Here is a 16,183-nt window from a genome sequence, read left to right on the forward strand (position 1 = left end):
AAGCTCTTTCGAGCTCGCCTTGCACGCTCATTGTTCAGTTTTCAAGGAGCAAAAGCTTGTCCAGCCTATGTTTCGCAACATTCCATATTGAGGAGTTCCGATTATCGGCGACCCCTTCAATATATCACAGATGGCCATCGACTTGCAAGCATTTCTTTTTCGAAAGTTTTGCAAGCTTGTCTATCCAAGACTTGGATCGATGTCGCGAAAGTTAATTTATCACAACGCTCTACCAAAGTCAAGCATAGCCCGCGTTTTTATTGATAATTTTGATTTCGCGCATACCGCGACAAATCTTTGGGCGAAGCCAGACGGGCGTACATCCGGAACACGATTTTATATCGGGATTCGATCGCCTTCTTCACGTCGCCCTCCAACCGGTGATCTTTCAGGTCGAACAGCATCTCGTCCAATTCCTTGCGCAGGACGTACCCCAGTTCCTTGCATTCTCTTTGATTGAATAGAAATCCGAGCATAGTAAAGTTAAGCGCCCCCTATTTGCGTAAGAGTCGGTAACACCGCTTTACTGTTATGCTCACAAATTGGGAATTTTATGATCGTCTTCCTTAAAAAGATCCAAAAATTATAGCTTCATAATCAACGGCGTTATGAAGCTCTCAATAATCGCCGCCACCAGCAGCGATACGACCAGCAGAGCGATCAGCGGTAGAGCCACCCGCATGAAATGCTGCAATTCCGCGACAAAAGCCGCTCTTCCTCTTCCGCTCCCTGCGCCGAGCAATCCTTTTCCCATAATCGCTCCGAGTTTGATTCCATAGGCGCAGGCCAAAATAACGGCCGGTATTTCCAAAATACCATGGGGGATAATCCCCTTCAGGAACAGACCCAAGTGTCCGGCTTCGGCTTGCAGCTGAGCCAAATACCCGATCACCATTCCGTTGATAAGCAGGAAAAACAATGGAAGCACGCCAAAAAATACGCCGGCAAATACGATAAGCACCGATTTGATCGTGTTATTCAGCAAAATATAACCGAACAACCATATCATCGAGTGTTCTTTTTCGGCAATATCCCGAGCAAGTTTTTGCAGCCCTTCCAACTGGCCTTGCAAGATCGCCTCAAACTGCCCCGAATCGGCATAGCCGAGCACTACCCCCGCAATAAAGACAAGGGTGGCGGCGATCATATACTTCTGCATCCCCTTCAGGTGAACGAATAACGTCCCCCAGGCTTTGATCATAATATCCCCTCCGTTCGTACGGTTTGTCCGCAGTTTCAAGCATAAGCTGCCGGTACGAGCATACATTTTATTATAAACCATATACAAGCCTTTCGTGCACAAGGCCCGCTGGCTGTGCAAGAAGCAAAAGGAGGTAACGAGCTGCCGTGAACTTCTTCTACGTAATGAACGGCACCAAACTGAAACGGTATTTGATCGTATTCATTGCCGTTTTATTCGCTGTCGGAATCGTCTATTCCGAAACCAGCAACATGACGGTGTTCTCGCAAAACGAGCCGTCGGCGGTCTACAGCGTGGAAACGGAAAAGAAAGTTATCGCATTGACGTTCGACATCAGCTGGGGCGATAAGCGCGCCGAGCCCATACTGAAAATCCTGGAAGATAAAGGCGTCAAAAAAGCGACATTTTTCTTGTCTTCCCCCTGGAGTCAGCAGCACCCGGAAATTGTGCAAAAAATAGTCAAAGGCGGCTGGGAAATCGGCAGTCACGGGCACAAACACGTCAATTACAGCAAGCTGAACGACGAAGAAATACGGACCCAAATCCAGACCGCCGACGGAATCTTGAAACAAGTCACAGGTCAAGCGCCGAACCTGATCCGCCTGCCCAACGGAGACTTCGACAAGCGCGTGCTGCGTATCGCCAATGAATTAAACTATAGAGTTATTCAATGGGACACTGATTCTCTGGACTGGATGAACAAAGGCGTGGACAATATCGTAAACCGTGTCGTCACCAAAGCCCATCCTGGAGATATCGTGCTGCTGCATGCAAGCGATACATGCACGCAAACGCACGAGGCGCTGCCGACGATAATCGACCAGCTTCGCGCCAAAGGCTACGAATTCGTTACGGTGAGCGAGCTCATGCAGCAAACGAACGTGGACCATAAGGAAGCCGAGCGGCAAACCAACGGGACGATCCATTGATCGCCGCGAACCGAGCCCATAAGAACAAAAAAAGCTTCTGTAACGAAGCTTTTGCATGAATAAGCGTCCCCGATCCCCGCCAGAGGCATTAAGCCTTTGGCGCAAGGTCGGGGTTATTTTTGCCGGGCAGCAGCTTGTGCAGCAGCATAATTTGCCATGCATTGCATGCCAGCAGCGGAACCACCATAATAATCGTATAGCCCGCTTCATTCAGATTGAACGCCGGTATCGCTTCCATAATGGTCACTACGCACATGAAGAACAACGTCGGAATTCTTGCGCTGCGGTTCGTCTGTTTTACTTTCCAGTAGGTAACCGCCGCCGCAACGAGCAAAATCAGGACGGGCAGAGCGATATATTGCACCCACCCTTGACCGTTGTCCGCCGCTCCGGTGTAACGCAAGTACACGATATCGAATAACGCTACAATGATAATGCCCACCTGCAAAATATCCCAATAAAGCAGCTTGCCCCGGAACAAGCTCATGGCTACATACCGCACGGTCAAATAAGCAAAAAAGCCCATTTCGCTCAATACCGCTATCATCCCGGCTCCGAACAGCATGAAAATCCATTCGTACCAGCCGACGGAAATTCCGAGAAAATCAAAATCCTTCACGGTCAGTTTGACGAGCACGCCAGTAATCATGCCGACAACAGTACCGATCAGCAATGTGGTCCAAAATAAATAATTCCACTTTCTTAGCGTCAACTTCTAACCCCTCCAACCTCTGCAATACGCAGTCCTCGGCAAACCCTGCACTTGCCTTATTATAGTCAATAATACGGGCGTGCACAACAAAAAGCCAGCTCCGGAAAACCAATGTTCTCCGAACATAAACATCACCGATAAACAAATACTAAGAGCAAATCACATGAAGGGAGCAACAGTTCCATGACATGGAAAACAGTCCGCGGCTTGTCCGCTTTGCTGCTGTTGCCATTAATGATCGCATGCGGGAGTGGCGGCTCCGAGAGCAGCAGCTCTCAAGGGTATAAAGATACAAAGTCGATGGTTCTCGACATTTTGAAATCCGATGACGGCAAAAAAGCAATAACCGAAGCATCCAAATCCGGTGACGATTCGGCCGCAGGCATCCTTCAAGCCCAATCGGCCAAAAACGGCGGTAAAATCCAAATGCTGTCGTCCGAGGATGCGCAACAGCTGCAGTTGGTGGTCAAGGATGTGCTGACGACCGACGGCAGCGACAAAATGCTCAAAGCGATGATGACCGATCCGAAATTTGCCGGCGACTTCGCAAAAGCTTTGCAGAAGGAAAACAAACAACTGCAAAAGGACTTGATGAAAGATCCCGAATATCAGAAGCAAATGCTGGATTTGATGAAAAACCCCGATTTTGAGAAAATGATTATGGATTCGATGAAAGGCGCCCAATACCGTCAGCAAGTGATGTCGATCATGCAAGAAGCTCTCCAAAGCCCGTTATACCGGCTTGAGCTGATGGAACTGCTGAAGAAGGTGATGGAAGAAGAATCTCAGCCGAAGGGACAAGGGCAAGGACAAGGCAAACAGGACAAGTCCCAGAAAAAAGGCGGCGGCGGCGAGCAGCAGCAGGAGAGCGGGCAGTAAGTCGGCGAGCCGGCATGATCCGCAGCAAATCGATGAATTTAAAAAAGGGACTGCCCTGTCGGGGGCTAGTCCCTTTCTGATCGATCCGTACTGTTTAGCTTTCGCACTTGCGAATAACGGCTTCGGCTACCTCCAGATACATGCCGCCTACTTCGGTATCCGCCTTGTACACGGAAGGCGAATAATCCGGTTCGGCCGGATGGTTGTCCGGAGCGCCAAGAGGAATTTGCGCCAACAGCTGCGTATGAAGCTCGTCAGCCAGCTTGGCGCCTCCACCACGACCGAATACATAATCTTTATGATCGCCGAAAGCGTAATAAGACATATTCTCTACGACCCCGATAATCTCGTGATTCGTATGAACGGCCATGGCGCCTGCTCTGGCCGCGACAAACGCTGCCGTAGCGTGCGGCGTTGTCACGATGATCTCTTTGCTCTGCGGGATCATTTGGTGCACGTCAAGCGCCACGTCGCCCGTTCCCGGGGGCAAATCCAACACGATATAATCGATCTCTCCCCATTCGACCTCGGAGAAGAAGTTTTTCAGCATTTTGCCAAGCATAGGCCCCCGCCATATAACCGGAGCGTTGTCCTGCACGAAGAACCCCATCGAGATTACCTTAACTCCGAACCGTTCGATCGGATGGATTTTCTCATCTACGATTTCCGGACGGTCCTCGATCCCCATCATATCCGGAACGCTAAAGCCATAAATATCGGCATCGATAATGCCGACCTTTTTGCCTTTCCTCGCTAATGCAACCGCCAGATTCACGGCGACGGTCGACTTGCCGACACCGCCCTTGCCGCTAGCTACGGCTATAAAGGTCGTAGAAGACCCATCAGCCAACAAATCGGTTACGACAGGCTTTGCGGGCTGCGGAGCCGGCGCGCCTTTTCTGGCGATTTCCTCGCGATCGAACTCGGTCATGGCCCGAAACCGGATATGGACGTCCGTTATGCCTTCCTTCTGCAAGGTTTCCGTTATATGCTGGCGCAATTGCTGCTTGCGCTCTTCCTCATCAGACGACAAAATGACGCTAAGCGCAACTCCGCTTTCTTTAACCATTACGTCTTTGATCAAATGGAGCTCGACCATGCTTTTCCGGTATACCGGATCTTGCACGTCCTTCAGCAGCTCCAGGATATGTTCCCGAGTCATGTAAGAAGCCTCCCGTTAGGCGATATCGATCATCTCCGAACATTATAGCATATGTCCGACAGAAGGATGAAATATCGAATGTGCAAAAACGCCCTACTTGGCCGTCACATACCGGACGATACCCCGGTAAATCGATTCGGCGATTTGTTTCTGGTAAGTGGAATCCGCCATCATTCTGGCTTCTTCCGGATTTGAGAGAAAGCCGACCTCTACCAGCACGGCCGGTATCGGCAATGTTTTCAGCAAATAAAACTCGTCTTCGGATTTGATCGCACGATCCGTATTGTTCATATTGCTCTTGATTTCGCCTTGAATCGATTCCGCCAGTTTCTTGCCTTCGTCGTTGCCGGGGTAATAAAACGATTGAGCACCTTTCCATTTGGCGGAAGGAATGCTGTTCAGATGGATGCTAATGGACATTTGCGCTTTGCGCTGTTGGATGAACTGCACCCGGTTCAGCAGATCCTCCGTCTTGCGCTTGCTGTATCCTTTCGTCCCTTCCCCGGCCAGATCGCGATCCGTTTCGCGGGTCATGACCACCATGGCCCCGGCCTGCTGCAAGTAATCGCGCAAATAAAGCGATATGGCCAGGTTGACTTCCTTCTCGACGAGCCCTTCCTTGCTGACCGCACCGCCATCAGGGCCCCCATGACCAGGATCGAGCGCGATCACTTTGCCGGATAAAGGCATCGTCCAGTACGACCAGGTTCGTGTCGACGGAAGCTCGTAAGTGAACAGGAAAATCATCATCATGACGAGCACCGCCGACATGACGAGCTTCAGAATGCCATTGGTGTTCAGCCAGACGACGACACGAGCCTTTCTTCTTCGCATAACAAAATCCACCCCAATCCCGCAAGACTTCTCTTAAGAAATCTTATGGACGAGGGTGGACAAATATACCTAAGTATTGGACAGCAACGGCACCTGTGCAAAGTCTGGCCTTAGTCGTTATGAAAGAAACCTACCCGATCCCTTAGAAGCAGCAAGGGCGAGCTCTGTAGCCTGGATACACCGCGTCAGCTCTGACTTTGCACCAATTGATCGGACATTCCTTCAATCAGCACCTTGGCGACTTCCGGACGGGTAAACTCGGCTGGAGGGCATATACCCTCTCTCAGCATAGCGCGCACTTTCGTGCCGGACAAATGCATATGATGCGACTTGTCATGCGGGCACGTTTTGCTCGTGGACATGTTACCGCATTTCGTGCAGAAGAAGCTGTGCTCGAAAAACAACGGAGTAATGCCCAATTCGGCAGCTGTGAAGTTTTTGAAAATATCCTGAGCCTCATACGTTCCGTAGTAATCGCCTACGCCAGCATGATCGCGTCCCACGATGAAATGCGTGCAGCCGTAGTTTTTGCGCACCATGGCATGGAAGATCGCCTCGCGCGGCCCCGCATAGCGCATAGCAGCCGGGAATACGCCAAGGAACGTGCGTTGTTTCGGATAATAATTTTCCAGCAGCACCAGATAGCTCTTCATCCGCACCTCGGCGGAAATATCGTCCGACTTCGTTTCGCCGACTAGCGGGTTCAAGAAGAGGCCGTCGACGATTTCCATCGCGATTTTTTGAATGTATTCATGCGCCCGGTGCACCGGATTCCGTGTCTGAAAGCCGACGACCGACTTCCAACCATTTTGGGAAAAACGCTGCCGAGTTTCGGCCGGATCGAAGTAAAACTCCTGAAACTTGCCCGGCTTCGGACGATTCAACACTTGAATCGGGCCGCCGACATACGTAGTTGGACGCGAGAACAGCTTCTGAACGCCAGGATGCTCCAAATCGTCCGTTTTGAATACCTTCACGGCTTCCTCTCGCTGATCGATCTGGTAAATGCTGCGAACGTCGAGAATGCCGTAGACGATCCCGTCTTCTTCTCCGATTAATGCCGCCTTATCCCCAACAGCCAGTTGAGCGGCCAGCTTCTCTTCGACAGGAAGCACGATCGGAATGCTCCATACCGTTCCATCCGCCAAACGCATACGGTCCAAGACCGAGCGGTAATCCTTTTCTTCCAGAAAACCGTTCAACGGAGAAAAAGCTCCAATACCGATTAAATCCAAGTCCGACACTGTCCAGGCATTAACCGGAATTTGTTTGTATTGTTCGGCTTCCTTCAAAAGCTGTTCGCGCTCTTCTCCGGCGACGATGCGATTAATCAGCGTACCGCCATGAGGTTTTATCGTTTCAGTCATATGGAATCCTCAATCCTTCCGCGAAGTGTGATTTACTTATGCAGCCCGCATTCCGTCTTCTCAAAGCCCGACCAGCGACCGGCGCGCGGATCTTCACCAGGCAACACTTGCCGTGTGCATTTCTCGCAGCCTATACTCGGATAATACTGGTCGTGAAGCGGATTGTAAATCAAATTGTGCTCGCGGATGTAGTCCCATACTTGTTCGGACGTCCAATCGGCAATCGGATTGAATTTCACAAGCCCGAACTTGACATCGTATTCCACTTTTTTGGAGTTGGCACGCGTAGGTGCTTGGTCCCGGCGGATACCCGTAATCCACGCCTCGTATTGACCCAAAATCGCCGTCAGCGGCTCTACCTTACGAATGTTGCAGCAGGCCGTAGGCTCTGATTTCCACAATTCGTCCCCATGCTGAGTCGCTTGCTCCTCTAGTGTCAGCTTCGGGCTAACCCGGACAAACTTCATACCGTAATGTGCTTCCATACGATCGCGGGTTTCGTACGTTTCTTTGAAATGAAGATCGGTATCCAAATAAAAAATATCCGTTGACGGCGATATCTTTTGCAGAATGTCGACCAGTACAACATCTTCCGCGCCAAAGCTGCACGCAAAAGTAATATTCGGGAATTTGGCTACGGCCCATTGAATGAGGTCTTCCGGGGAAGCCGTCTCAAACGTCTCGGCCGCGTCGCTGATCAAAGCTTCTTTTTCAAGCAAGTTCATACGAATGATCCTCCTTGGATTCATTTCCGAGTTAGTTTATATGAATTAATGTATATACTCATTATAAGGATAATTAATAGGGTGTCAATACCAAAGCTGATGAACTCCGCGAAAACATCAGGCCCACCACTATCATATGAGACCCGCCCGTATTGGTGAAAAAGGAAAAAGACCTTTCCATAAAACAGGAAAGGTCTTTGATCGTATGCGTACGATTAACGTTTCGAGAACTGAGGAGCGCGACGAGCGGCTTTCAAGCCGTACTTTTTACGTTCCTTCATGCGCGGATCGCGAGTCAGGAATCCAGCGCGTTTCAGGGAACCGCGGTATTCCGGATCGGCTTTCAACAACGCACGGGAAATGCCGTGACGGATTGCGCCGGCTTGGCCGGTCGTTCCGCCGCCGTTAGCGATGACGATTACGTCATATCTGCCTACGGTTTCCGTCAGATTCAACGGTTGCTTTACGATCAATTTCAAAGTTTCCAGACCGAAGTATTCGTCCAGCGGCCGATCGTTAATTACGATTTGGCCTTCGCCCGGTACGAGACGTACGCGTGCAACGGAATGCTTCCGGCGGCCGGTTCCATAGTATTGAACTTGTGCCATGTTCAGATCCTCCCTTATTATCCGCGAAGTTGCCAAACTTCGGGTTGCTGTGCTTGATGCGGGTGCTCCGAGCCGGCATATACTTTCAACTTTGTTTTCAAAGCGTCGCCCAGACGATTTTTCGGCAACATGCCGAACACAGCAAGCTCGATCATACGTTCAGGCTTCGTGTTGAGCATTTGTTGAGCCGTCGTCGTTTTCAAACCGCCTTGATATTGCGAGTGGCGGTAGTATTTCTTTTGCAGCAGCTTCTTACCGGTCAACACGATCTTATCCGCGTTGAGAACAATTACAAAGTCTCCGGTGTCAACATGCGGAGTAAATTCCGGTTTCGTCTTGCCGCGCAAAATCGATGCTGTTTCACTTGCCAGACGTCCGAGCGTTTGGCCGGCAGCATCAATGATGTACCATTTTTTCTCGATTTGATTGGGCTTCGCCATATATGTGGTACGCATTCGCATTGTCCTCCTAAATAAATCTCCATCAAAAAACATGCATATTTAAAGTTACGCAAGGTCAAAATCGTTCGTTTCCACAACGCGGGGCGTGGGAGGCCCGTTGTGAAAAGCCAAGTAATATATTACAACATTTCCGGGTGTAGCGCAAGTGGAATCCGCAAATCGCTTCAATATACGATATCCCACAGCATCAGGCCGTGAGGCATGGCGGTCGGACCGGCACGCGAACGTTTCTGGGCCGCGAGTATGTCTCCCATTTCCTGTGGCGATCGCTTGCCTTCTCCGATCTGCAGCAGCGTTCCGACGATAATCCGGACCATATGCTGCAAAAAGCCGTTTCCCGTAATGAAGATATGAATAACTCCGGTAGAAAGCGAACCTTCTAGGCTCCTTTGCGGTTCAATCTCGATCACGGCATCGTATATCGTTCGCACGTGCGACGGCTTGGTAGATTTCACCGAGCAAAACGAAGTGAAATCGTGCTCGCCAATCAACGTCCGGAGCGCATGGCGCATCGCTTCCACGTCGAGCGGAGTCGGGTGGTGAACCTGCATATGTCGCTGGAATACGTCCGGAATGCGATTGCAGTTGATCGTATACCGGTACGTCTTTCTCTTGGCCCATCTGCGCGCGTGGAAGTCCGGATCCGCCATACGCGCCTCCAGAATGCGAATGTCCGGAGGCAGACGCGAATTAAGCGCGAGTGCCCACCGCTCGAGCGGAATGGAGGACGCTGTGTGAAAGTTAAAGAGCTGCGCTCTGGCATGTACTCCCGCATCGGTTCGCCCCGACGAGGTGATGATGATCTTCTCCCCCGTCAGATGCTCGATAGCCGCCTCGATCCGGTCTTGAATCGTATTCCCGTCCGGTTGCGATTGAAACCCGGAGTAGGCGGTACCGTCATAGCTCACGGTCATGATCAAATTTCTCATAAAGACGTACCACCCTCACCTTGCCAAGACAAAAAAAGGGCTTCGTCAGAATCAACGATTCTGTCCACCCTTTCAGCCGGTCGATTAAGCTCGATCTACCAGTTCCAAGAAAACCATAGGAGCTGCATCGCCTCGACGAGGCCCAAGCTTCAAGATACGGGTATATCCGCCCGCACGCTCCGAGTAACGAGTTGCCAATTCAGAAAACAGCTTCTGAATAGCGTCGTTATCCGAACCTTCCAGCTGTTCGCGACGTACGAACGCAGCAGCTTGACGACGAGCGTGAAGATCGCCGCGCTTTGCCAGCGTAATCAGTCTTTCCGCGATCGAGCGAACTTCCTTCGCCTTCGCTTCGGTAGTCTGAATGCGTTCGTATAGGAACAGGTCGGTTACCATATCACGGAACAGCGCCTTGCGGGCACTCGTATCACGACCCAATTTTTGGTATGCCATGTGTCATTCCCCTCCTTCGTAGTCCATCAAGCCTTAATCTTCCGCACGCAGACCGAGTCCGAGTTCTTCCAGCTTCTCCTGGACTTCCTCCAAAGATTTGCGGCCCAGGTTGCGGACCTTCATCATATCTTCTTCGGTTTTCGTAATCAGTTCCTGCACGGTATTAATGCCTGCTCGTTTCAAACAGTTGTAGGAACGCACCGAAAGATCCAGCTCTTCGATGGTCATCTCCAACACTTTTTCTTTCTTGTCTTCTTCTTTTTCGACCATAATTTCCGCATCTTTTGCCTCATCGGTCAGACCGACGAACAGCATCAGGTGCTCGGTCAAAATTTTAGCGCCAAGGCTGACGGCTTCTTCCGGTCGAACGCTTCCATCGGTCCACACTTCGAGGGTAAGTTTGTCGTAGTTCGTGACTTGACCGACACGAGTGTTTTCGATGCTGTAATTGACGCGGGAGATTGGCGTATAGATCGAGTCTACCGGGATTACTCCTATCGGTTGATCCTCTCTCTTGTTGCGATCGGCCGGTACGTAGCCTCTGCCGCGGCCTGCATGGATGCGCATATGCAATCTGGCATCGGAGGCAAGGGTGGCGATATGCAGATCCGGGTTAAGGATTTCCACATCGCTGTCCGCGCGGATATCGCCCGCGACGACATTGCCTTCGCCTTCGGCATCGATTTCCAGTACCTTCTCCTCGTCGGAATGTATTTTCAAAGACAATCCCTTCAAGTTCAGGATAATCTCCGTTACATCCTCCATTACGCCCGGCACCGTCGAAAACTCGTGCAGCACGCCGTCGATTTGAACGGAATTGACAGCCGCGCCCGGCAACGAAGAAAGCAGGATGCGGCGCAAGGAGTTTCCGAGCGTTGTGCCGTATCCGCGCTCCAGCGGTTCGATCACGAACTTGCCGTATTTGCCGTCTTCGTTTAGTTCAACGGTTTCGATTTTTGGCTTCTCAATTTCGATCATGGAACTTAACCCTCCTTAAAAACGTCGTTTCCCTCCGGATTCCCTACGAACACAAAAAGAACTAGTATGCCTATCGTCCACAACCATTATTCACATGTTTTCGATATTTATACTATAGGGACACAACTCAGACACGACGACGTTTCGGAGGACGGCATCCGTTATGCGGAACTGGAGTCACGTCTTTGATCAGGTTAACTTCGAGCCCGGCTGCTTGCAGCGAACGAATAGCGGCTTCGCGGCCTGCGCCCGGTCCTTTAACCATAACTTCAACGACTTTCATCCCGTGCTCCATAGCGGCTTTTGCAGCAGATTCGGCAGCCATTTGAGCAGCGAACGGAGTGCTTTTGCGCGATCCTTTGAAGCCCAGGTTGCCTGCGCTTGCCCAGGAAATCGCATTTCCGTGAGGATCCGTAATCGTTACGATCGTGTTGTTAAACGTCGAACGAATATGAGCCACTCCGGATTCAATATTTTTGCGGTCACGACGTTTGGTCCGTGCCGCGGCTTTTTTAGGCTTTGCCATGAGAGTTATCCCCCCTATTATTTCTTCTTATTCGCTACAGTACGACGTGGTCCTTTACGAGTACGAGCGTTGGTTTTGGTGCGTTGACCGCGAACAGGCAAACCACGACGGTGACGAATGCCGCGATAGCAGCCGATTTCGACAAGTCTCTTGATGTTAAGGGCAATCTCACGACGAAGGTCGCCTTCCACCTTTTGCGTTTTGTCGATATTCTCACGGATTTTGCTTACTTCGTCTTCCGTCAGATCGCGAACGCGGGTGTTCGGGTTAATGCCGGTAGCGGCAATGATTTTTTGGGAAGTCGTTTTACCGATCCCGAAAATATAAGTGAGCGCGATTTCCACGCGTTTGTCACGGGGCAAGTCAACACCAGCTATACGAGCCATTAGTGGATGTGCACCTCCTTTTTATCCTTGTTTTTGCTTATGCTTCGGATTTTCGCAAATGACCATGACGGCGCCTTTGCGACGAATTACTTTGCACTTTTCGCAAATCGGTTTGACCGAGGGTCTTACCTTCATGTTAATTAACCTCCTGAGAACTTTGCCGGAGGCAAAGTTACTTCGTAAGAAATCGCTGAGCTTTCTGTAAGAAAGCTTCTTCGTAAGCATCACTGAACTTTATTTAAACCGATAAGTGATCCGGCCTCTGCTCAAATCATAAGGCGACAACTCGACGGTGACTTTATCTCCGGGCAGGATGCGGATAAAGTGCATCCGTATTTTACCCGAGACGTGGGCCAGCACCTGATGTCCGTTCTCAAGCTCTACCTTGAACATTGCGTTCGGGAGAGGCTCGATGACTTTGCCTTCTACCTCAATCACATCTTCTTTGGCCACGGTCATTCTCCTTTCTCTTGCGCTTCGGCTTGCCCGCTATCCAAAAACTTATTCAACGCGAAACGAAGCTTGGCATTGGTTACGCGCCCCGTCTCCATTATACTGTCGGCTACCTCGCTGCTCACATAGCGGAACAGCTCCAGATGAAGCAGGTTTTTCTTTTTGGGTTGATCAAACTTGCGTTTATGGCCGTCGGCAATCGATACGAACCGTTCATCGTGAATCTGGACGATTACGGCGTATTTCTCTTGTTCCCTCCCGCGAAGAACCTTCACGATCGTGCCGATTTGCGGCAATTGCTTGCCCTGGTCGGCCATCGGGCTTTCCGAAATACAATTCGCCTCAACCATCAAGATTCACCTGCAGATACGGTCAAAATCTCGTAACCGTCCGGAGTGATCGCAATTGTATGCTCGAAATGGGCGCACAACGAACCGTCAACCGTAACGACAGTCCAATTGTCTTCCAACGTCTTCACATACCTCTCGCCGACATTAACCATCGGTTCGATCGCAAGCACCATTCCCGGTTTTAGACGCGGACCGCGGTCCGGCAAACCATAGTTTGGAATTTGCGGTTCTTCATGCAAGTTTTGACCAATTCCGTGCCCCACATACTCGCGCACGATCGAAAAACCTTCTTCCTCCACGCATGCTTGAATCGCATGCGAGATAGTGAACAGGCGTACATCGGCTTTCGCCATTGCCAATCCGGCAAACAGCGAACGCTCCGTTACATCAAGCAGCTTGCGGGCCGTCTCGCTGATCCGTCCCACCGGATACGTCCAGGCGGAATCGCCGTGGTATCCTTTATACTGCGCACCGATATCGATGCTGATGATGTCGCCTTCCTTCAGCTTTCTGTCGCCGGGAAATCCGTGAACCAGCTGCTCGTTAACCGAAGCACAGATGCTGGCAGGAAAACCGTTATAGCCTTTGAAAGATGGGACCGCGCCTTGACTGCGTATAAACGTTTCTGCGATATGATCCAATTCTTTGGTTGTAATGTCAGGCTGAACCGCCTTGGCCATTAGCCGGTGTGTCTCGGCGACGATCCGTCCGGCCTCGCGCATGAGCTCCAATTCAGCTTCGGACTTACAAATGATCATTAGGCTTGACCTCGCAGCAAGGAAGATATATCAGATGTGACTTGATCGATATCTTGTTGTCCATCCACTTCGCGCACCAGTTCTTTCTTACCGTAGTACTCCAGAAGAGGAGCCGTCTTGGTCGTATATTCGTCCAGACGCGTTCCTACTTTTTCTTCCGAATCGTCGGAGCGCTGGTACAGCTCTCCCGAGCATTTGTCACAGACATTCTCGACCTTCGGAGGATTGAAAAGCACATGGTACGTGGCGCCACAAGATTTGCAGATGCGGCGGCCGGTCAAGCGTCCGAGCAACAAGTCACGATCGACCTTCAGGTCGATGACGTGATCGATCCGTTTCCCCATCTCAGCCAACATACCGTCGAGAGCTTCAGCTTGCGCAATGGTTCTTGGAAAACCGTCTAGCAAAAACCCTTTGTCGCAATCCGATTGCTCCAGACGCTCCTTGACGATTCCGTTCGTAATTTCGTCGGGTACGAGCAAACCTTGGTCGACGTACTTCTTGGCCTCGACGCCCATCGGCGTACCTTGGCGCATAGCCGCCCGGAAAGCATCCCCTGTCGAAATATGCGGAACTTGAAATTCGTCAACGATTCGTTCGGCTTGAGTTCCTTTGCCGGCTCCCGGAGGACCCATGAAAAGAATATTCAAAGTACGCACCCTCCCTGGTGTTTCCCACTGGCGAAAACGTCCCACATGCGTTATTTATTGATAAACCCTTTGTAGTGGCGTTTGATCAATTGGCTTTCGATCTGCTTCATGGTCTCCAGCGCAACCCCGATTACGATAAGAAGCGAGGTACCGCCAATCGTAACTTGCTGCGGAAGACCCGCCAGGTTGGTGAAGAACACCGGCAAAATCGAAATAAGCGCCAGAAAAATTGCGCCGGACAACGTAATGCGGGTCATGACGCGCGTCAAGTAGGTCGCAGTCGGCTTGCCGGGACGAATACCCGGAATGTAGCCCCCGTTTTTCTTCATTTGATCGGCCATTTGTACCGGATTGATTTGCACGAAGGTGTAGAAGTACGTGAACCCGACGATCAACAATACGTACAGCACCATGCCAAGGGCAGCAGTGTAGGACAGATTGTGGATAATCCAGTCGGCCACGACGTTCCCGCGCCAAAACTGTGCAATCGTAGGCGGAAACACGAGCAACGATGAAGCGAAGATAACCGGGATAACCCCAGCTGCGTTAACTTTCAACGGAATGTGCGTCGATTGGCCGCCGTACATTTTACGTCCGACAACACGTTTCGTATATTGCACCGGAATTTTCCGTACGCCTTGCTGAACGAAGATAACCCCGACCAGAATCGCCACGATGACGATCAGAATGATCAGTACCTTCAGGATGTTCAGGAACAGCGCGCCGCTTGCCGAATCGGCAAACAGATGCAGGTACACGATGTTGATCACGTTCGGAATCGAAGCGATAATCCCGGCGAAGATGATAATCGAGATCCCATTGCCGATGCCGTGCTCGGTAATTTGCTCACCCAGCCACATCAGGAAGGCGGTACCCGCCGTCAATACGATCGCAATCAACAAATACGTAGTAAATCCGGGATCGGTAACCAGCTGCATGCTATACAAACGGTTAAAACCGAACGCAACACTGTAAGCTTGGATCAAACCGAGTACGATCGTGCCGTAACGGGTAATTTGCCCGAGCTTCTTGCGTCCGACTTCACCTTCCTTCGCCCATTGGGCGAAACGGGGGATAACATCCATAGACAACAGCTGAACGATAATCGAAGCCGTAATGTATGGCATAATCCCCAAGGCGAAGATCGAGAACTGGAACAAGGCGCCGCCGGAGAATGTATTCAGCAAGCCGAATACGCCCCCGCTGCTCGATTGATCGATGCTTTTCAGTATTTCCGAATCGATGTTCGGCACCGGAATAAAAGCGCCGATGCGGTACACGATCAGGAGGAGAAGAGTAAAAATAATTCTTCTTCTCAGATCTTGTACCTTCATGATGTTGGACAACGTCTTGAACATCAAATCACCTCGGTTTTACCGCCGGCAGCCTGGATCTTTTCGACGGCAGATTCAGAGAACTTATTCGCCTTAACCGTCAATACGACGGTCAGCTCGCCGTTACCCAAAATCTTGATGCCGTCTTTCGGGTTTTTCACAACACCCGATTGCAAAAGCAGTTCCGGAGTCACTTCCGTTCCTGCCGAAAATTGATTCAAATCGCTCAGGTTGACAATCGCATATTCCGTACGGAAGCGATTGTTAAAACCGCGCTTAGGCAAACGACGATACAGAGGGTTCTGTCCGCCTTCGAAGCCCGGACGGACGCCGCCGCCGGAGCGTGCGTTTTGACCTTTGTGACCTTTACCTGAAGTTTTCCCGTTGCCGCTTCCGATCCCGCGACCTACACGGTTGCGAGTTTTCTTCGAACCCGGTGCAGGTGAAAGTTCGTGTAACTTCATCGGTGCACCTCCTCATCAAGATTG

General features: G+C 50.9%; 23 protein-coding genes. 2 read left to right on the forward strand and 21 right to left on the reverse strand.

Annotated elements, in window-relative coordinates; genetic code table 11:
* Positions 1-257: 257 nt before the first annotated feature.
* Positions 258-476: a hypothetical protein gene (locus ABD796_RS30460; protein WP_344915584.1), complete on the reverse strand. Its 219-nt coding sequence runs from the start codon at positions 474-476 to the stop codon at positions 258-260.
* Positions 477-583: 107 nt separating this feature from the next.
* On the reverse strand, positions 584-1,201 hold the full coding sequence (locus ABD796_RS30465) for a stage II sporulation protein M (protein ID WP_344915586.1): 618 nt from the start codon (positions 1,199-1,201) through the stop codon (positions 584-586).
* Between the two features lie 146 nt (positions 1,202-1,347).
* On the opposite strand from ABD796_RS30465, the gene pdaB reads away from it, so the two are divergent.
* Positions 1,348-2,130, forward strand: coding sequence for a polysaccharide deacetylase family sporulation protein PdaB (gene pdaB / locus ABD796_RS30470; protein WP_344915588.1), 783 nt, complete (start codon positions 1,348-1,350; stop codon positions 2,128-2,130).
* 88 nt (positions 2,131-2,218) lie between these two features.
* Here pdaB and ABD796_RS30475 read toward each other — a convergent pair whose 3' ends face one another.
* The gene (locus ABD796_RS30475; RefSeq protein ID WP_344915590.1) at positions 2,219-2,842 is read right to left on the reverse strand and encodes a KinB-signaling pathway activation protein; all 624 of its coding nucleotides are present in this window, start codon (positions 2,840-2,842) and stop codon (positions 2,219-2,221) included.
* Positions 2,843-3,025: 183 nt separating this feature from the next.
* On the opposite strand from ABD796_RS30475, the gene gerD reads away from it, so the two are divergent.
* Positions 3,026-3,721 (forward strand): spore germination lipoprotein GerD, encoded by a 696-nt coding sequence (gerD, locus tag ABD796_RS30480; protein ID WP_344915592.1) that lies wholly within the window; start codon positions 3,026-3,028, stop codon positions 3,719-3,721.
* A gap of 94 nt (positions 3,722-3,815) precedes the next feature.
* Here the strand turns inward: gerD and ABD796_RS30485 are convergent, their stop codons facing one another.
* From ABD796_RS30485 to rplO, 18 genes are all read right to left on the reverse strand, one after another.
* Positions 3,816-4,883 (reverse strand): Mrp/NBP35 family ATP-binding protein, encoded by a 1,068-nt coding sequence (locus ABD796_RS30485; RefSeq protein WP_344915595.1) that lies wholly within the window; start codon positions 4,881-4,883, stop codon positions 3,816-3,818.
* 93 nt (positions 4,884-4,976) lie between these two features.
* Complete coding sequence (gene cwlD / locus ABD796_RS30490; protein ID WP_344915597.1) at positions 4,977-5,717, reverse strand: N-acetylmuramoyl-L-alanine amidase CwlD; 741 nt, start codon at positions 5,715-5,717, stop codon at positions 4,977-4,979.
* 185 nt (positions 5,718-5,902) lie between these two features.
* Positions 5,903-7,084, reverse strand: coding sequence for a sulfate adenylyltransferase (gene sat, locus ABD796_RS30495; RefSeq protein WP_344915599.1), 1,182 nt, complete (start codon positions 7,082-7,084; stop codon positions 5,903-5,905).
* A 32-nt stretch (positions 7,085-7,116) separates the two neighbouring features.
* Positions 7,117-7,809, reverse strand: coding sequence for a phosphoadenylyl-sulfate reductase (locus ABD796_RS30500; protein ID WP_344915601.1), 693 nt, complete (start codon positions 7,807-7,809; stop codon positions 7,117-7,119).
* Positions 7,810-8,024: 215 nt separating this feature from the next.
* The gene (rpsI, locus tag ABD796_RS30505; protein WP_344915603.1) at positions 8,025-8,417 is read right to left on the reverse strand and encodes a 30S ribosomal protein S9; all 393 of its coding nucleotides are present in this window, start codon (positions 8,415-8,417) and stop codon (positions 8,025-8,027) included.
* A 17-nt stretch (positions 8,418-8,434) separates the two neighbouring features.
* Positions 8,435-8,872, reverse strand: coding sequence for a 50S ribosomal protein L13 (gene rplM, locus ABD796_RS30510; RefSeq protein WP_344915605.1), 438 nt, complete (start codon positions 8,870-8,872; stop codon positions 8,435-8,437).
* Positions 8,873-9,042: 170 nt separating this feature from the next.
* Entirely contained in the window at positions 9,043-9,807 is a 765-nt protein-coding gene (gene truA, locus ABD796_RS30515; RefSeq protein ID WP_344915607.1) for a tRNA pseudouridine(38-40) synthase TruA, read from the reverse strand.
* 84 nt (positions 9,808-9,891) lie between these two features.
* Complete coding sequence (gene rplQ, locus ABD796_RS30520; RefSeq protein ID WP_344915609.1) at positions 9,892-10,260, reverse strand: 50S ribosomal protein L17; 369 nt, start codon at positions 10,258-10,260, stop codon at positions 9,892-9,894.
* A 33-nt stretch (positions 10,261-10,293) separates the two neighbouring features.
* The gene (locus ABD796_RS30525) at positions 10,294-11,238 is read right to left on the reverse strand and encodes a DNA-directed RNA polymerase subunit alpha (protein ID WP_344915610.1); all 945 of its coding nucleotides are present in this window, start codon (positions 11,236-11,238) and stop codon (positions 10,294-10,296) included.
* A 127-nt stretch (positions 11,239-11,365) separates the two neighbouring features.
* Complete coding sequence (rpsK, locus tag ABD796_RS30530) at positions 11,366-11,764, reverse strand: 30S ribosomal protein S11 (RefSeq protein ID WP_344915613.1); 399 nt, start codon at positions 11,762-11,764, stop codon at positions 11,366-11,368.
* A gap of 17 nt (positions 11,765-11,781) precedes the next feature.
* A complete protein-coding gene (gene rpsM / locus ABD796_RS30535; RefSeq protein WP_344915615.1) occupies positions 11,782-12,150 on the reverse strand; it encodes a 30S ribosomal protein S13 in 369 nt (122 codons plus the stop codon).
* A 21-nt stretch (positions 12,151-12,171) separates the two neighbouring features.
* Positions 12,172-12,285, reverse strand: coding sequence for a 50S ribosomal protein L36 (gene rpmJ / locus ABD796_RS30540; RefSeq protein ID WP_022738894.1), 114 nt, complete (start codon positions 12,283-12,285; stop codon positions 12,172-12,174).
* A gap of 99 nt (positions 12,286-12,384) precedes the next feature.
* A complete protein-coding gene (gene infA, locus ABD796_RS30545; protein ID WP_110843848.1) occupies positions 12,385-12,603 on the reverse strand; it encodes a translation initiation factor IF-1 in 219 nt (72 codons plus the stop codon).
* Positions 12,604-12,605: 2 nt separating this feature from the next.
* Complete coding sequence (locus ABD796_RS30550) at positions 12,606-12,953, reverse strand: KOW domain-containing RNA-binding protein (RefSeq protein ID WP_344915622.1); 348 nt, start codon at positions 12,951-12,953, stop codon at positions 12,606-12,608.
* On the reverse strand, positions 12,953-13,711 hold the full coding sequence (map, locus tag ABD796_RS30555) for a type I methionyl aminopeptidase (protein ID WP_344915623.1): 759 nt from the start codon (positions 13,709-13,711) through the stop codon (positions 12,953-12,955). Before map ends, ABD796_RS30550 begins: the two co-directional genes overlap by 1 nt.
* The gene (locus tag ABD796_RS30560; RefSeq protein WP_344915624.1) at positions 13,711-14,361 is read right to left on the reverse strand and encodes an adenylate kinase; all 651 of its coding nucleotides are present in this window, start codon (positions 14,359-14,361) and stop codon (positions 13,711-13,713) included. The genes map and ABD796_RS30560 overlap by 1 nt, the downstream gene beginning before the upstream one ends.
* Before the next feature lie 50 nt (positions 14,362-14,411).
* Positions 14,412-15,719: a preprotein translocase subunit SecY gene (gene secY, locus ABD796_RS30565; RefSeq protein ID WP_344915625.1), complete on the reverse strand. Its 1,308-nt coding sequence runs from the start codon at positions 15,717-15,719 to the stop codon at positions 14,412-14,414.
* The gene (gene rplO, locus ABD796_RS30570; protein ID WP_344915626.1) at positions 15,719-16,159 is read right to left on the reverse strand and encodes a 50S ribosomal protein L15; all 441 of its coding nucleotides are present in this window, start codon (positions 16,157-16,159) and stop codon (positions 15,719-15,721) included. The genes secY and rplO overlap by 1 nt, the downstream gene beginning before the upstream one ends.
* Between the last annotated feature and the right edge of the window lie 24 nt (positions 16,160-16,183).

It is taken from the genome of Paenibacillus hodogayensis (assembly GCF_039536325.1).
GTDB lineage: Bacteria > Bacillota > Bacilli > Paenibacillales > NBRC-103111 > Paenibacillus_AB > Paenibacillus_AB hodogayensis.

Bases quoted from the DNA above. Each gene is read 5' to 3' on its own strand.
- ABD796_RS30460 (WP_344915584.1), bottom strand. From the start codon at position 476: ATGCTCGGATTTCTATTCAATCAAAGAGAATGCAAGGAACTGGGGTAC.
- ABD796_RS30465 (WP_344915586.1), bottom strand. From the start codon at position 1,201: ATGATCAAAGCCTGGGGGACGTTATTCGTTCACCTGAAGGGGATGCAG.
- gerD (WP_344915592.1), top strand. From the start codon at position 3,026: ATGACATGGAAAACAGTCCGCGGCTTGTCCGCTTTGCTGCTGTTGCCA.
- ABD796_RS30485 (WP_344915595.1), bottom strand. From the start codon at position 4,883: ATGACTCGGGAACATATCCTGGAGCTGCTGAAGGACGTGCAAGATCCG.
- cwlD (WP_344915597.1), bottom strand. From the start codon at position 5,717: ATGCGAAGAAGAAAGGCTCGTGTCGTCGTCTGGCTGAACACCAATGGC.
- sat (WP_344915599.1), bottom strand. From the start codon at position 7,084: ATGACTGAAACGATAAAACCTCATGGCGGTACGCTGATTAATCGCATC.
- ABD796_RS30500 (WP_344915601.1), bottom strand. From the start codon at position 7,809: ATGAACTTGCTTGAAAAAGAAGCTTTGATCAGCGACGCGGCCGAGACG.
- rpsI (WP_344915603.1), bottom strand. From the start codon at position 8,417: ATGGCACAAGTTCAATACTATGGAACCGGCCGCCGGAAGCATTCCGTT.
- rplM (WP_344915605.1), bottom strand. From the start codon at position 8,872: ATGCGTACCACATATATGGCGAAGCCCAATCAAATCGAGAAAAAATGG.
- truA (WP_344915607.1), bottom strand. From the start codon at position 9,807: ATGAGAAATTTGATCATGACCGTGAGCTATGACGGTACCGCCTACTCC.
- rplQ (WP_344915609.1), bottom strand. From the start codon at position 10,260: ATGGCATACCAAAAATTGGGTCGTGATACGAGTGCCCGCAAGGCGCTG.
- ABD796_RS30525 (WP_344915610.1), bottom strand. From the start codon at position 11,238: ATGATCGAAATTGAGAAGCCAAAAATCGAAACCGTTGAACTAAACGAA.
- rpsK (WP_344915613.1), bottom strand. From the start codon at position 11,764: ATGGCAAAGCCTAAAAAAGCCGCGGCACGGACCAAACGTCGTGACCGC.
- rpsM (WP_344915615.1), bottom strand. From the start codon at position 12,150: ATGGCTCGTATAGCTGGTGTTGACTTGCCCCGTGACAAACGCGTGGAA.
- rpmJ (WP_022738894.1), bottom strand. From the start codon at position 12,285: ATGAAGGTAAGACCCTCGGTCAAACCGATTTGCGAAAAGTGCAAAGTA.
- ABD796_RS30550 (WP_344915622.1), bottom strand. From the start codon at position 12,953: ATGGTTGAGGCGAATTGTATTTCGGAAAGCCCGATGGCCGACCAGGGC.
- map (WP_344915623.1), bottom strand. From the start codon at position 13,711: ATGATCATTTGTAAGTCCGAAGCTGAATTGGAGCTCATGCGCGAGGCC.
- secY (WP_344915625.1), bottom strand. From the start codon at position 15,719: ATGTTCAAGACGTTGTCCAACATCATGAAGGTACAAGATCTGAGAAGA.
- rplO (WP_344915626.1), bottom strand. From the start codon at position 16,159: ATGAAGTTACACGAACTTTCACCTGCACCGGGTTCGAAGAAAACTCGC.